The sequence below is a fragment of the Acetobacterium sp. K1/6 genome (assembly GCF_034438075.1).
GTDB lineage: Bacteria > Bacillota > Clostridia > Eubacteriales > Eubacteriaceae > Acetobacterium > Acetobacterium carbinolicum.
The window spans coordinates 192,363-206,461 of the sequence record NZ_JAXQGA010000007.1 but is presented as its reverse complement, the minus strand read 5'-3'; the positions used below and the strand labels follow the sequence as shown (position 1 = coordinate 206,461).

Below are 14,099 nucleotides of genomic sequence, written 5' to 3'. Positions count from 1 at the left end.
GGTTCGTCGTTTTCTACTCATGTGTATAGTTTATCTTATTTTCTGGATTTTGTGTCCAACTATTTGTGGACATTATATTATTTAGCATTTTACCTTCAATGTAGAAAGGATTTTCTCCATGCCAAATTTAAAAATTGTCGCTTATGCCCGATTCTCATCAGATAATCAGCGAACTGAAAGCATTGATGCACAACTCAGAGCCATCAGAGAATACTGCAAAAAAGAAAACTATCAAATCATCAATATATACACCGATGAAATCAGATCCGGCTTATCCGACGAAAGACCAGGATTCCTTGAAATGATCGATGATGCTGAAATGAATCAATTTGATGCAATCGTTGTTCATAAGCTGGATCGCTTTTCGAGGGATCGTTACGACAGCGCTTTGTATAAGCGTCGTTTAAAAAAAGCTGGTGTTAAACTCTTTTCTGTCCTGGAACGATTGGATGATAGTCCCGAAAGCATCATTCTGGAATCAGTTCTGGAAGGCATGGCCGAATACTACAGTAAAAATCTGGCAAGAGAAACCTTCAAGGGATTGAAAGAAAACGCCTTAAAATGCCAGCATAACGGTGGAATCCCCCCTTTGGGCTATGATGTCGACCCTCAAACAAAAAAATACATAATCAATGATTATGAAGCTGACACTGTAAGAATGATTTTTGATCTTTACCTTCGTAATTCCGGATATAGTGAAATATCTGAGAAACTTAATACTGCTGGCAGATTAACTAAACGCAATAAACCTTTTGGTAAAAATTCGCTATATGAAGTCTTAAATAATGATAAGTACATTGGTTTCTATACCTATAATAAAGTCGCCAATAGAAGGCTCTATGGCGCAAATAGACGGAGTGTTAAGGACGAAAGCGAAATAATTAGAATTAAGGGAGGCATCCCAGCTATTATTGAAGATAGTCAATGGCAGGAAGTACGTGAAAGAATGAGTAGTAACAAACGAAAAACAGCTTCATACAAAGCAAAATATGTCTATCCCCTATCCGGCCTTATCACCTGTGGTAAGTGCGGATCAGCTTATTGCGGCCATCATCGGAGTTCACGATCATACCATAATTTCTATTACGTTTGTAGCAACAAACATAATAAGGGTGAATGTGACGCTAAATCTGTTTCCAAAGAATTACTTGAAACAGCCGTTGTTAACGAACTTGAAAAACGATTATTCTCAGAAAATGGCCTGGAAGCTACTGCCAAATATATTCAAAACTACGCCATAACTCAAAACGACCATCAACTAAAAAGACTTTCTGGTCTAAAATCCGAACTAGAAAAAACAAATATTCAAATTGCTCGAATTGTTGATGCTGTTGTTGATGGGATGTATCACGAAACAATGAAAGAACGTTTGACTCAGTTTGAAGCCAAAAGAAACAATCTTGAACGTGAGATTCGAAATTATGAAGAAAATATGGAAAATATGATTCCATCACTTGAAGATATCAAAATGATAATTGGTATGGACAATATCAGAACGATGGATGAAAACAAATTGAAGGAATGTTTCCAAAAGTACGTAAAAAAAATCACCATCCTGGAAGATGGTGAAATAGAAATTGATCTTGTCGTACATATAAATGGCGTGCCCTGAGGGATTCGAACCCCCGACCTTCCGGTTCGTAGCCGAACGCTCTATCCAGCTGAGCCAAGGGCACGCATATCGTGACCTAGGATACTTCCGTTGGCCACGAACGTTATTATAGCACATTGAGATTCATATTAAAAGTCTTTTTTTGATAATTTTGTGTTATTTTTCACAAATCGTGATTATGCTTTTTTTTGTTGTTTTCCCGTTCCTCTAAAATCTCCGCTTCGGTTTTGCGACGGGGTATAAATCGTTTAGCAAATTTCCCCTTACTGCGATTCTTAATATAAAAATAACCGATGATTGAAAAGGACACTGCCCCGATAAAGTTGACCAAAAGATCATTCATCGTATCGTACAAACCGATATCGATGTATCCGCCATAATGCCAGGGCACCCCATTAACTACCATGGATTTGATAGGCATCACTACCGCTACGTTTTTGCCATCAGGGTTAAAAAGTACCGAACTGATTACCGGCAAAATTGTATCCTTTTGCATATCAGTTTGAAAAAAAATATCCATTCCAAACTCAAAAAACTCCCACACTACCCCCACCGTCATCGAAAAACAAAAGGCCACCAGGGCCACAAATGCTGGTGACAGCGAAAAGGTTACTTTTTCATTGCGATTGAGGATATCAATCATTGAGAAACCGATAGCCGCACAGAGAAACCCGTTGATCGTATGGAGCATATCATCCCAGCGGTCAAAAATCAGGTAATATTCATTAATTTCACCCAAGATCTCCGCGCCAAAGATAAACAAGAGCACGATGATCTCCAGCGTCCCTGGCAAAACAATATTCATCCGTTTATCGAGAAAGTCCGGAATCATAAAGAGTATCAGAGTCAGCACACAGAGAAACACATTATTATAATTCCGATTGAATATCTCGGCAATTAAAACAATCACCACCAGAATCCGCAAAGCAATATAAACAAAGGCCTTTATTTTATTTTCTCTGGCTTCTTCCCAAAAATCTTTGAGATGGCCAAGTACCCACTTTTTTTTATTCGATTTTGTCATCAGTTTTCTCTTTCATCTTAATCATGATTTTATTATTATACCATCATTCTTAATCAGTTTACAATTACAATCACTTCACTTATAATGACTATATTCAGTAAATTAAACCAAGGAGTTTTCACTTATGAAATTTTACCTTTGCATTGATGACACCGACAACCTGGATTCCATTGGAACCGGAACCATCGCTGAGCAAATTCAGGAAAAAATCATCCACCAGGGTTATGGCCCCTGTTCCCTGGTGACCCGACATCAGCTTTTTATTCACGAAGATATCCCCTACACCTCACATAACAGCTCGATGTGTTTTTTCTGTGAAGCTCCAAAGGATGCTCTGACTGCCATCATCAACCTGGCCGCCAATCATCTTGATACCGTTGCCGCGGTCGGCTCAGACCCCGGTCTTTGCGTGCTGGCTTATGATGAAAGCTGCCATTATGATGAGCTGATGGAATTTGGCATCAATGCCAAGAAAAAAATTCTGACCAAAGATGACGCCATGGTCTGTGTTCAAGACAACCAGCTCCATCTGTCTGAACATGGCGGCACTGGCCAGGGTATTATCGGAGCCCTGGCTGGCGTGGGCCTGCGATTATTTGGCTACGATGGTGAAATAAAAGGAGCCCTGAAAAGCGTTATGCTCAACCAGACCTATTCGGTTGCCGACTTAAAAAAGCTTCCGGAAGTCAATCAGGTGATAAACCTCACCACCAAAGAGCCTCTGGCCGACACGACTCCGATCAACATGTACAATCGCTCCAAAACAGTGCTCTACCAAAACGAGTATGTACTATTTGTCAAAAAAGATGAAAATCATCAGTATGCCACCTTGCCTAAAGCTGAAATCCGCAAACTGGGAGATCATTTCTATGTCTGATCAGCAACAACTTTCCTCAGAAGCCTGGGAAAAAGGTCAATCCATCGCACTAAGCTGCCCCGAATTTAAGCCCGACGTGGAAGAAGAATGGTTGGCTGAAGAATCCGTTTCCTGTTATAATTGCCGCTACCGACGCTTTGTGGGGTCGGGAATCCGTTGTATGAAATCTTTATTTAATTCTTAGGAGGAAAAAATGAAACACTCAAATTTTTCAAAAATAATTCTGTCCTTATTGCTGGTTAGCTTGCTGACCTTTGGCTACTGTGGTGCCGTTATGGCAGGCAACGGTGACGGTTCCGGCGGCGGTAGCGGCGATGGATCCGGTGGTGGTAGCGGGCCTACTACTGAAACAACTACCGAGACTACCACAGCACCAGGTAGCGGTGATGGGATTGGTGGTGGCAGTGATAAACCCCTGACCATTGTCACCACCATCCCTGCCGCTGGGGCTTCAGATATCGCTGTGGATACCCCAATCAAACTGGAGTTCAGCAAAAACGTCGCTTATGCCACAGTTCGGGACGCCAATCTCAAAGCCGTTACCCTTTGGGCCGGGGATCAACTAGTCAAAACCGAAATCACCATGGCTGATGACCAACTAGAGCCAGATCTACGTAATTTCATTGACATCGTTCCTAGTGAACCGCTACTGGAAGATACGGTTTACACCATTAAGGTTGATAAAACCCTGAGCTCCAAAAGTGGGGTTGTTCTGGCTGAACCCTTGGAATTAACCTTTACCACCGTTGGAACTGCAGAAATCGCCAATCAAAACACCAATAGCAGCTCCGGCGTGAACACCATCTGGGTCATCATCGGACTGATGGTCATTGTGGTTGTTGTTGGGGTAGTCGTTGTCAAACGAAAAAAAGCCTGAATGTCACCACAAAAAAAGACGATTGTCACCATCATTCTAATGATGCTTCCCGTCCTCTTTTTCTTTGGAACCATCTGTATTGGACGCTATTACGTTTCTTTAACGGATATCTTTCTGACTCTGTGGCAGGGGCTCACCGGCAACAGCAGCGGGATAAGTACCGAAACCACCACGGTGATCCTGCAGATCCGTTTCCCCCGAGCTTTTCAGGGAGCCATGGTAGGTGCGGCTCTGGGCGCCAGCGGTGCCGCTTTTCAGAGTCTCTTCCGCAACCCATTAGTTTCCAGTGGCATCCTGGGGGTTTCCGCTGGAGCTGGCTTCGGGGCCGCCCTGGCCATTGTTTTATTCAATACCGTTTTTCTGACCCCTTTGTTTGCCTTTATCTTCGGGATTCTAGCAGTGATTCTCAGTTATTTTGCCGGCAAAATCGACAACACTTCCACCACCATCACCCTGGTGTTGGGCGGTACCATTATCCAGTCAATTTTTTCGGCCCTGATTTCATTACTTAAATACCTGGCTGATACCGCCACCCAACTTCCGGCTATTACCTTCTGGCTGATGGGCAGTCTAGCATCAACCAAAACTGCTGATGTCTTCCTGGCCCTAATCCCCATGGTTCTGGGCATGGCTGGAATCCTAACCATGCGTTACCGTCTCAATGTGCTCTCCATGGGTGATCGGGAAGCCCGCACCCTGGGGATCAACGTGAGGGCCAATAAGGCCACCATCATCGGCTTGGCCACCTTGGCCACTGCCGGAGCCGTCTGTATCAGCGGAATCGTCGGCTGGATCGGACTAATCATCCCCCATGTGGGCCGAATGTTAGTGGGCAATGACAACAAGTGGCTAGTTCCGGCCAGTATGTCCCTGGGGGCTTGTTTTGTTATTTTCTGCGACACCCTCTGCCGCAGTATCACGGGTGGTGAGATCCCCTTAGGGATTGTAACCGCCCTAATTGGCGGTCCATTTTTTATTTATCTCCTTAAAAAAACCAAAGGAAGGAGCTGGTAATGACTTTGTTACGTTTAAATAACCTAAGTTTTGGTTACGATCCCCACCGTTTGATTTTTGAAAACATCAGTTTTGCCGTCCAACCTGGTGAAGTCTTTTGCATTATCGGCCCCAACGGCTGCGGCAAAACCACCCTGATTGACAGCATCCTGGGTATCAACCCACCCCAACAGGGAACGATTGAAGTCGGCGGCATCCATCTTGCAAAGCTAAAGCCCCGGGAATTTGCCCAGCACATTGCCTATGTTCCCCAAAGTCACACCAAAACCTTTCCCTACACCGTACTGGATATTGTAGTGATGGGCCGGACCTATGCCACTCAAGGCTTTGGTTCGCCGGACTCCAGCCAGCGACAACAGGCTCTGAAAAGCCTTGAGCAAGTAGGTTTAAAAGGTTTTGAAGAACGTCTTTATACCGAGCTCAGCGGCGGCGAACTACAACTGGTGCTAATTGCCCGGGCCTTGACCCAGAACGCCAGAATCATGGTACTAGACGAACCTACCGCCCATCTGGATTTTCGCCATGAGTTAGTGGTAATGGAAATTATCACCTGGCTGGTCAAAGAAAAGGGGCTAACCATTGTGATGGCGACCCATTTTCTCAACCAGGCCTTTTATCTTGAAAATGCCGGGGTACCCACCCGGGTAGCCCTGATGAATCTGGGTAAAATCGAAGCCATCGGTAGCCCTTCCGAGGTGATTACTAAAAACAACCTCAAAAACGTCTTTAAAATCATCTCCACGACCGGGACTACCAATGAAGAAGGAATTCAGCGGAAATTTATCGTACCACTAAAAAACATCCGCTGACTGGCTTATAATATTCTTTAAGAAAGGATGTCTTTATGCACAAAAAAACAAGTTCCCTTCTCAGTTATCTGCTGATGATCGGACTGCTGATAACCCTCCTGACCGGCTGCCAGACCCCTAATTCAACCACAGCAGTTCCAACAAAAACGATTGTGGATTGTCTGAATCGGGAGGTGGTAATCCCGGCTGATCCCCAGCGGGTAGCCTGTCTTTATGCCTCCACTGCCCATATCATGGCGATGCTCGGTCAGGAAGACAAGATTGTCGGGATTCCCAATGGAATTAAGCGGGATGTGCTGATGACCTATAAACGACCCGACATCGTCTCGGTGTCGGTACCTTTTAACGACGGCGCCATCAATATAGAAGAATTGCTGGCTACCAACACCGATCTGGTGCTGCTGCGCCAAAGCACTGCTGATAATGCCGGAGAAATCGAAAAACTCAGCAAGGCCGGGATTCCCTGGGTCGTCATCGATTATGCCAGTCTGGATGGCCTTCAAAAAGCGATTACCGTAACCGGTCAGGTTTTTAATCAGGACGAGCGGGCCGCCAGCTATAATGCCACTCTCCAGCAAACCCTGACACTGGTTTCTCAGCGCGTCAGCGGTCTGCCGGATTCCACTCGACCCCGGGTTTACCACGCTGTTAACGAGGCTGCCCGAACTGATCTGGACGGTGATCTCTGTAGCCAGATCACCGATGCCGCTGGTATCATCAATGTCTCAACCCAGGGCGGCAGCCTAATCACCGATGCCGAAAAAACCATGACTACCCTAGAGCAGATCTACAGCTGGAATCCCGATGCTATCATTGCCAATGACATCAATGCCACCAACTACATGCTCACCGATCCCAAATGGTCCGGATTAAAAGCGGTAGCCGAGCAAAGAGTCACCACTCTACCGGTGGGCGTCACCCGTTGGGGCCATCCCGGTTCGATAGAACCCCATATGGCTACCTTGTTTATCGCCAAAACTTTTTATCCCGATCTTTTCAGCGATGTGGATCTAACCCATACCGTCAAAGACTACTATAAACAATGGTTTGAACTCGATCTGACTAATGCTGACGTCGCTGCCATCTTATCCGGGGAAGGGATGCGACTGGCTAAATAAAGTTCAACCGCTATTTCAATAACAATGATTGATGATCTTCTCAAAAGCCAACAGCAGAACCCTGAGAATAGTCAAACAATCATTGTTTTTTTATTCTTTCATTTCATTCTTTGCGGCATCTACAAAGGCTTTTAGCATGCTCAATGTTTTTTCATCCTGCTGCCATAAAAATTCAGGATGCCATTGCACTGCCAGGCCGAAGGTGAGATCCCCGATCTCCACCGCTTCGACCAGACCATCTTCACTAATGGCGGTCGCCTGGAGGTCAAAAGCCAACCTGGCAATCCCCTGATGATGCATGCTGTTAACCCGGATCGTTTCAGTCTCATAGATCTCAAATAGTCGGGATTCTTTCTTCAGTTTCACACTATGAACGGGATGTTCATAATTGTTTTGTTGAAAATGCTGAATTTGGAATTCCCTTTTCACCTGCACATCGATATCCTGATAGAGGCTTCCTCCCAAAGCAACGTTAATTAATTGGAGTCCCCGGCAAACCCCAAAGATTGGCTTGTCCCGATCCATTACCGCCCGTAATAGCTGCAATTCCAACTGATCTCGGGGAGGATAGATTTCATTGCTATATCTAAGTAGGGGTTCCCCGTAATACTGAGGGTCCACATCCTGCCCACCACTGAAGACAAACCCATCCAATCGGTCGGCGATGGCTTCAATATCTTCGTTACTGTTCAAAATTGAAAGGATCACCGGAATTCCCCCGGCCTTAGTAATGCCATCGGTATATCCCGGGAACATCCAAATACTTTGTTTACTACTGTCATATAACGGTAAAATCCCGATTAGGGGTTTTTTATCTACACCCATTTTTTAGTTTCCTCATTTCTTATGTCTGGCTCAAATCCTGATTCTAGAAAAGATACTCCTGATGACCTCAATCGACTAACAAGGGTCTAACCCTTAAGTCATTGATAGTACACAAGCTTATCAATAACCGTAGTCATGGATATTATTTTAAACGAAAAGCATCCTAATCACAAGCAAAGTTTGATTCTTGGACATAATTGTGACCAAAGCGTGGTTGCTATTGACTAAAAAGTGTTATAAAATATACTTAACTTTGAAATAGGAGCGACGGCATGCCAAAAAAAAGATTCTTGATTATCCTAATTATGTCCCTGATTGTCTTACTATTCGCCGGTTGCGATAAAGACGATGGGGGCACTACCTACATTACTTTAATGACCCTTCCAACAAAAGCAACCATACCCAATGGGTTGAACCTTGATTCGATCGTAAGCATCACCAATCCTATTCCTGATGATCCCAATGGTGCCACCACCACTGTCCAGTTTGGTATTTTTGGTTTTACCAATACCGCCGGGGAACCGGTTTACTATGCTTATGGAAAAAAAGAATCCATTGCCGATGGTGAGTCTCACCTGATGGGCGAAGGTTTTTATCAGGTCAATTATCAAGTCGATGAACAAAACGTTCATCTGTCCTTAAAAGACGGCAGTTCTTACCTGACTACCGTGGATAAGGCCAACGGTATTACCACTGCTTATAACGGAGAACTGCCCTTTGCTTTTTATACCCCGGTGGAAGGTCAAGATGGTTTTTATACCTTTGTCGACGCCGACGGGGCGACTCAATTCCGGGTTTATGCGACTTTTCTAAACAAAAATGGTAATTTTTTCCCGGCCTCAGAAGAGGGCAAAATGATCGCCGGTGCTCTCCCGATCAACCGATCGAAAGAAGAAACTCTACAAGCTCAGGGACAAAATGGGGTTGCCAAGATGATTATCACACCCATTACCTGTACCAACGTACCGACCACTTTTGTTGTCTAATAAAAACCACAAAAACCCGTTGATCAACGGATTTTTGTGGTTTTTATTCGTTTATCTACTCTTATTCATCTAATCATATACTGGATAGTATTCCGTGTTTTGGTGCGCTTTAAAAAAGAGAGCCAGCTGCGCTTCGGTGGTTCGACCCAGGGACAACGGCGGCAACTGGTCCATGGCAAAGAAGCCACTCTCGATTGTTTCAGCATTGCATTTAAAATCACCATCCAGTAATTCACAAAGCATCAGGATCTTATAAATGGTATAGGGACAGGTGTCCTGGACCCACTTACTGCGATCCAGCAAACCCACCAGTCGGGTTGGTTTAACCAGCACACCAGCTTCTTCAAAGGCTTCTTTAATGACATTTTCCTGAGGTGTCCGATTGACATCGGCCCAGCCCCCCGGCAGGGACCAGCGACCATCAACCTTCTCCCGGACCAGCAAAATTTTATTTTCCACGATAACCCCACCGCGGACATCCACTTTGGGGGTCAGATACCCTTCTTCGCGAACGTAGTAATCTTTGATCACCTCATGGGAAACCTCGGTGTGTTTTTCGATGATTTCTTGAGACAGCTTTTCGATCTCACGATAACGAACCAGATCATAATCATTTTTGCAGTAGGTCAATCCTGATTGAGAGATTGATTGCAATTCTCTTGCCCATACAAGCCATTGTTTTTCCATTTTTTTCTCGAAGCTACGCTTCTCTCCTTCCAAATTTTAACAAGTAAGGTCTTCACATTTCCGACTCCTGTGCTATAATATAATCGAGAATTAATCTTATCTGTTTATTTCCTTATTTATTGGGAATATAACAAGTGAAGATTAAAATTGACTTAGGAGGTCTATTATGTGTAAAGAACCAAAATTTTTTGTCTGTAAACATTGTGGTAATTTTGTGAGTATGATTCATGAATCAGGTGTAGAAATGATCTGTTGTGGCGATCCCATGACTGAAGTTGTTGCTAATACGACGGATGCCGCCCAAGAAAAACATGTTCCAGTCATTACTGTAAGCGGTAATACTGTGACTGTCGATATCGGAAGCGTTCCTCATCCAATGACTCCCGAACACCATATTGCCTGGATCTTTCTTGAAACAAAAGAAGGCCGCCAACGAAAATGTCTGGCCGAAACAGGCACTCCAAAAGCTGAATTTGCATTAACCCCAGGGGATAAGGTTGTTGCGGCTTATGAATATTGTAACCTTCATGGTTTATGGAAAGCAAGTCTATAATTATTACACACTGTAAAAAATAATCAAACACCACAAAAAGCTGCCGCAATGGCAGCTTTTTGTGGTGTTAAAAGAATTCTTTAATAAATTCTGCGTAGGTACCATTATATAAATTCATGTCAATGAAGGTTTCATCCCCGTCGTAACCGTCCATCATACCCCGATGGCTATATTGCCAGAAGGTAAATTCTTCGCCGTTTGGCAGCGTTTCCGGCCAGCTATTATCCAAATCGACAATCCAGATCGGATAGTCTTTATAGTCGGTCCCGATATACATTTTAAAAATCCGCTGGGTGGTGTAGAGAATCGGCTTAACCTCGTAATAATCTTCCAGTTCTTTTATTAGTTCATCGAGAATGACTTTAACCTGCTCTTTAGGCAAGGCATTATCTTCATAGATCCCATATAGCTCCAAATCGATCACCGGTGGCAGGTTTTTATTTGAAGCCGGTACATTCTCAATAAAATTTCTGGCCTGAACTTTGCCAGTGGTGTCATAATTCAAGAAATGATAGGCCCCGACCTTGAGTTGGGTTTTCTGACTCTCTTCCCAATTCGTCTTAAACTTAGAATCGACAAAATCATCCCCTTCAGTCGCCTTGATAAAAGCAAAATCAATATTCTGAGCAGCCAGCAGTTCCCAGTCGATCTCCCCCTGATAGGCCGATAAATCCACCCCTTTAACCAGATGATCCGCTCTTTTGGTATGATTTAATGTATTGGTGACGCCATAAATGATCAAAATGATGATGATTAACACCCCGATTCCGACTACCAATGAGAGTGCTTTTCTTTTGGTCATTGATTTTCCTCCTTAACTCTTAATAGAAGCATTATAACAAAATAATCACTGGCAGGAAAGTCTCTTAAGGAGTTATAATATAGTTACAGTCCATTTACCGGCTGATCGTCTGCATATAAGGAGAGCGTTATGAATAAACCATTATCCCCAGTTCTTGCTGAAAAACTGGCGACCCTGAAAGAAAATCTTTCCCGCTTCCCCAAGGTCAGCATTGCCTTTTCTGGCGGTGTAGACAGCACGCTATTGCTACAGGTAGCGGTTGACGTACTGGGGAACGCTGTTTTACCCATCACAGTCAATGGTGCCATGCTACCCAGTTCCGAATTTACCGAGTCCCAGGCTTTGGCAAAGGCCATCGGAGCGGTGCCACTGGTGATTGAAGCAGATGTTTTTTCGCTGGAAAATTTTGTCAAAAATCCGGCTGACCGCTGTTACCATTGCAAGAAATTTATTTTTACCCAAATCAAAGATGCCGCCCAGGCTAGAGGCTTTGAAGTCCTCCTGGACGGCTCTAATTGGGACGATATGAAGGATTACCGGCCGGGCATTAAAGCCCTGGGAGAACTGGGTGTCTTTAGCCCTTTAAAAGAATCCGGCCTGACCAAACAGGATATCCGGGATCTGTCAACCTACTACAATCTCCCTACCGCCACCAAACCGGCTATGGCTTGCCTGGCCACCCGAATCCCCACTAATACACCGATCACACCGGAAGCCCTTGCGGCCATTGAAGCTGGGGAAGATTTTCTCAAATCCCTCGGTTTAAGCCAATATCGGCTGCGGCTTTTGGGTGATACAGCAAAAATTGAGTGTGACCCCGACGATTTTGTTGTCATCATCAAAAACCGTCTGTCCCTAATCGACACCCTAAAAAAACTGGGCCTCAAAACCATCACCCTGGATCTGGCCGGCTACAACTGCGGTAATATGAACGGTTGAATAATTTCAGGTTAAAACAACCGTAGTACCGACAATTGTTACATCATGTTGTACGCATCGGGGCGAACATGGTGATAACCTGTTCGATCCCGCAGCGAACAACAGATTAACAAGGATCTGACCCCTAGGTCATTGGTCGGTACGGTAACTGGTTGCCACCTTTATCCAACAACCAAATCCGGCTAACAGCTAAAACTCTTCGTTTAATTCATCCAGCTCCCGGTACATCTGGTAGAGGTCATAGTAGACACCTTCTTCCTGGAGCAGTTCCTCATGGGAACCTTTTTCAACAATCCCATCTTCGGTGAGGACTAAAATCGAATCCGCATTTTTAATGGTGGTCAGCCGATGGGCAATCGTAAAGGTGGTTCGGCCCCGGGTCAGCTCTTTTAAAGATTCCTGAACAATCCGTTCGCTTTCATTATCCAGCGCCGAGGTGGCCTCATCCAAAATCAGAATCGGCGGGTTTTTCAAAAATACCCGGGCAATACTGAGCCGCTGTTTCTGGCCACCGGAAAGCTTAATTCCCCGCTCCCCGATATTGGTATCATAACCCTTGGGGAGCTTTTTTATAAACGCATCGGCGCCGGCATGTTTAGCCGCCTGAATCACGCTTTCCCGGGTGGCATCCGAGCGACCATAACTGATATTTTCATAAACGGTTCCCGAAAAAAGATAAACATCCTGCTGGACAACCCCCACCTGGGTGCGTAAGGAATGCAGGGTCAGGCTTTGAATATCCTGACCGTCGATCAGAATTCGGCCGGAGCTGACATTATAAAATCGGGGAATCAGATGGCACATGGTCGTTTTGCCACTGCCCGAAGGTCCCACAATGGCAATGTTTTCACCAGCTTTAACCGCTACATCAATATGGGAAAGTACCGCATCGCCGCCATCGTTGTATTGAAAGCTCACATCTTCAAAAACAATATCGCCCACAACATTTTTCAGTTCCACTTCATTGGACTGATTTTCATATTCGGTAGGTTCGTCCAGAATTTCGATAAACCGCTCAAACCCGGTCATTCCCCGCTGAAACTGTTCTGCGAATTCAACAATCCGGCGGATGGAGGTTAGTAAGGTGGTGACATACATCAGATAGGCGACATAATCGCCGGGATTAATGGCACCATTGATCATAAAGATTCCTCCGAAAACCACCACCAATAAATACATCAGTCCGTCAAAGAGCCGGGTGGTGGTCTGAAAACCGGCCATATAACGGTAGGTTTGTTTTTTTATTTCAAGAAATTTACTATTTCCTGTCTCAAACTTAATCTCTTCAATATTTTCGTTGGCAAAAGATTTCACAACTCGGATTCCCAAAAGATTATCTTCCACCTGAGCGTTTATTTCACCCGTTTGAACCCGCGACCGTTTAAAGGCAATCCGCATCCGATTCCTGAAATAGGTGGTCGTTAAAAGCATGATCGGCAGGGCGGCAAAAATAATCACTGTCAACCAGATATTAACTGAGCCAAGAATGGCAAATGAAACGCCAATTTTTAAACCGGCAATAAAAAACTCCTCGGGACAATGATGGGCAAATTCCGTCACATCAAAAAGATCAGTGGTGATCCGCGACATCAACTGACCGATTTTGGTGTCGCTATAAAAAGAAAACGACAACTTCTGGAGATGTGAAAAGAGATCCCGGCGCATATCCGTTTCGATTCGGGCGCCCATGACATGGCCCACATCGGCCATAAAGTAGTTAGCCACTCCATCGATAAGCCGCAGTACCAAATATACCAGCCCCAGTTTTAAGATTGTTTCCACCGTCAGACTGGCCAGATCATTGATGGCGGTATTGGTGATAAACCGTACGATCAGGGGCAAAACCAGATCGCATACCGTTGTCAAGGTAGCGCAAAACAGATCCAACAACAGAATCCATTTGTATTTTTGATAATAAGGTATGAAACGTTTGATAAGTTGTGTGTTACTGATTCGCAAAATATTCCTTCTTTCTT

General features: G+C 44.5%; 15 protein-coding genes and 1 tRNA gene. 10 read left to right on the top strand and 6 right to left on the bottom strand.

The annotated features are described in order from the left end of the window. Positions 1–118: 118 nt before the first annotated feature. Positions 119–1,612, top strand: a complete 1,494-nt coding sequence (locus U2P91_RS08635) for a recombinase family protein (protein ID WP_111889537.1) — start codon at positions 119–121, stop codon at positions 1,610–1,612. Here the strand turns inward: U2P91_RS08635 and U2P91_RS08630 are convergent. Both U2P91_RS08630 and U2P91_RS08625 read right to left on the bottom strand, forming a co-directional pair. Continuing rightward, positions 1,600–1,676, bottom strand: a tRNA-Arg gene (locus U2P91_RS08630). The genes U2P91_RS08635 and U2P91_RS08630 overlap by 13 nt on opposite strands. Before the next feature lie 99 nt (positions 1,677–1,775). Continuing rightward, on the bottom strand, positions 1,776–2,636 hold the full coding sequence (locus U2P91_RS08625) for a hypothetical protein (protein ID WP_111889536.1): 861 nt from the start codon (positions 2,634–2,636) through the stop codon (positions 1,776–1,778). A gap of 124 nt (positions 2,637–2,760) precedes the next feature. On the opposite strand from U2P91_RS08625, the gene U2P91_RS08620 reads away from it, so the two are divergent. Genes U2P91_RS08620 through U2P91_RS08595 form a run of 6 tightly spaced genes read left to right on the top strand, consistent with a single transcriptional unit; the run spans position 2,761 to position 7,331 of the window. Beyond that, on the top strand, positions 2,761–3,513 hold the full coding sequence (locus tag U2P91_RS08620; protein ID WP_111889535.1) for a hypothetical protein: 753 nt from the start codon (positions 2,761–2,763) through the stop codon (positions 3,511–3,513). Then, positions 3,506–3,697, top strand: a complete 192-nt coding sequence (locus U2P91_RS08615) for a hypothetical protein (protein WP_111889534.1) — start codon at positions 3,506–3,508, stop codon at positions 3,695–3,697. The genes U2P91_RS08620 and U2P91_RS08615 overlap by 8 nt, the downstream gene beginning before the upstream one ends. Positions 3,698–3,706: 9 nt before the next feature. Then, complete coding sequence (locus U2P91_RS08610) at positions 3,707–4,390, top strand: Ig-like domain-containing protein (protein ID WP_322519444.1); 684 nt, start codon at positions 3,707–3,709, stop codon at positions 4,388–4,390. Continuing rightward, positions 4,391–5,404, top strand: coding sequence for an iron ABC transporter permease (locus U2P91_RS08605; RefSeq protein WP_322519443.1), 1,014 nt, complete (start codon positions 4,391–4,393; stop codon positions 5,402–5,404). Next, complete coding sequence (locus U2P91_RS08600; protein ID WP_111889531.1) at positions 5,404–6,213, top strand: ABC transporter ATP-binding protein; 810 nt, start codon at positions 5,404–5,406, stop codon at positions 6,211–6,213. Before U2P91_RS08605 ends, U2P91_RS08600 begins: the two co-directional genes overlap by 1 nt. Positions 6,214–6,248: 35 nt before the next feature. Beyond that, on the top strand, positions 6,249–7,331 hold the full coding sequence (locus U2P91_RS08595; protein WP_322519442.1) for an ABC transporter substrate-binding protein: 1,083 nt from the start codon (positions 6,249–6,251) through the stop codon (positions 7,329–7,331). A gap of 90 nt (positions 7,332–7,421) precedes the next feature. Here the strand turns inward: U2P91_RS08595 and U2P91_RS08590 are convergent, their stop codons facing one another. Continuing rightward, a complete protein-coding gene (locus U2P91_RS08590; RefSeq protein WP_322519441.1) occupies positions 7,422–8,156 on the bottom strand; it encodes a gamma-glutamyl-gamma-aminobutyrate hydrolase family protein in 735 nt (244 codons plus the stop codon). A gap of 272 nt (positions 8,157–8,428) precedes the next feature. Between U2P91_RS08590 and U2P91_RS08585 the strand changes: the two genes are divergently transcribed. Continuing rightward, on the top strand, positions 8,429–9,142 hold the full coding sequence (locus U2P91_RS08585; RefSeq protein ID WP_322519440.1) for a hypothetical protein: 714 nt from the start codon (positions 8,429–8,431) through the stop codon (positions 9,140–9,142). A gap of 69 nt (positions 9,143–9,211) precedes the next feature. Here the strand turns inward: U2P91_RS08585 and U2P91_RS08580 are convergent, their stop codons facing one another. Next, positions 9,212–9,829, bottom strand: coding sequence for an NUDIX hydrolase (locus U2P91_RS08580; RefSeq protein ID WP_111889527.1), 618 nt, complete (start codon positions 9,827–9,829; stop codon positions 9,212–9,214). Positions 9,830–9,995: 166 nt separating this feature from the next. Here U2P91_RS08580 and U2P91_RS08575 point away from each other — a divergent pair, with 166 nt between their 5' ends. Then, positions 9,996–10,382: a desulfoferrodoxin family protein gene (locus tag U2P91_RS08575; RefSeq protein ID WP_111889526.1), complete on the top strand. Its 387-nt coding sequence runs from the start codon at positions 9,996–9,998 to the stop codon at positions 10,380–10,382. A 67-nt stretch (positions 10,383–10,449) separates the two neighbouring features. On the opposite strand, the gene U2P91_RS08570 is transcribed toward U2P91_RS08575, so the two are convergent. Next, positions 10,450–11,184, bottom strand: coding sequence for a glycoside hydrolase family 25 protein (locus U2P91_RS08570; RefSeq protein WP_111889525.1), 735 nt, complete (start codon positions 11,182–11,184; stop codon positions 10,450–10,452). Positions 11,185–11,313: 129 nt separating this feature from the next. Between U2P91_RS08570 and larE the strand changes: the two genes are divergently transcribed. Beyond that, entirely contained in the window at positions 11,314–12,123 is an 810-nt protein-coding gene (gene larE, locus U2P91_RS08565; RefSeq protein WP_111889524.1) for an ATP-dependent sacrificial sulfur transferase LarE, read from the top strand. Between the two features lie 189 nt (positions 12,124–12,312). Here the strand turns inward: larE and U2P91_RS08560 are convergent, their stop codons facing one another. Continuing rightward, positions 12,313–14,076, bottom strand: a complete 1,764-nt coding sequence (locus tag U2P91_RS08560; protein ID WP_371414217.1) for an ABC transporter ATP-binding protein — start codon at positions 14,074–14,076, stop codon at positions 12,313–12,315. Positions 14,077–14,099: the final 23 nt, after the last annotated feature.

Coding starts and splice junctions, on each gene's coding strand:
- U2P91_RS08620 (WP_111889535.1), top strand. CDS start 2,761: ATGAAATTTTACCTTTGCATTGATGACACCGACAACCTGGATTCCATT.
- U2P91_RS08590 (WP_322519441.1), bottom strand. CDS start 8,156: ATGGGTGTAGATAAAAAACCCCTAATCGGGATTTTACCGTTATATGAC.
- U2P91_RS08595 (WP_322519442.1), top strand. CDS start 6,249: ATGCACAAAAAAACAAGTTCCCTTCTCAGTTATCTGCTGATGATCGGA.
- U2P91_RS08625 (WP_111889536.1), bottom strand. CDS start 2,636: ATGACAAAATCGAATAAAAAAAAGTGGGTACTTGGCCATCTCAAAGAT.
- U2P91_RS08585 (WP_322519440.1), top strand. CDS start 8,429: ATGCCAAAAAAAAGATTCTTGATTATCCTAATTATGTCCCTGATTGTC.
- U2P91_RS08600 (WP_111889531.1), top strand. CDS start 5,404: ATGACTTTGTTACGTTTAAATAACCTAAGTTTTGGTTACGATCCCCAC.
- U2P91_RS08575 (WP_111889526.1), top strand. CDS start 9,996: ATGTGTAAAGAACCAAAATTTTTTGTCTGTAAACATTGTGGTAATTTT.
- U2P91_RS08580 (WP_111889527.1), bottom strand. CDS start 9,829: ATGGAAAAACAATGGCTTGTATGGGCAAGAGAATTGCAATCAATCTCT.
- larE (WP_111889524.1), top strand. CDS start 11,314: ATGAATAAACCATTATCCCCAGTTCTTGCTGAAAAACTGGCGACCCTG.
- U2P91_RS08615 (WP_111889534.1), top strand. CDS start 3,506: ATGTCTGATCAGCAACAACTTTCCTCAGAAGCCTGGGAAAAAGGTCAA.
- U2P91_RS08635 (WP_111889537.1), top strand. CDS start 119: ATGCCAAATTTAAAAATTGTCGCTTATGCCCGATTCTCATCAGATAAT.
- U2P91_RS08605 (WP_322519443.1), top strand. CDS start 4,391: ATGTCACCACAAAAAAAGACGATTGTCACCATCATTCTAATGATGCTT.
- U2P91_RS08610 (WP_322519444.1), top strand. CDS start 3,707: ATGAAACACTCAAATTTTTCAAAAATAATTCTGTCCTTATTGCTGGTT.
- U2P91_RS08570 (WP_111889525.1), bottom strand. CDS start 11,184: ATGACCAAAAGAAAAGCACTCTCATTGGTAGTCGGAATCGGGGTGTTA.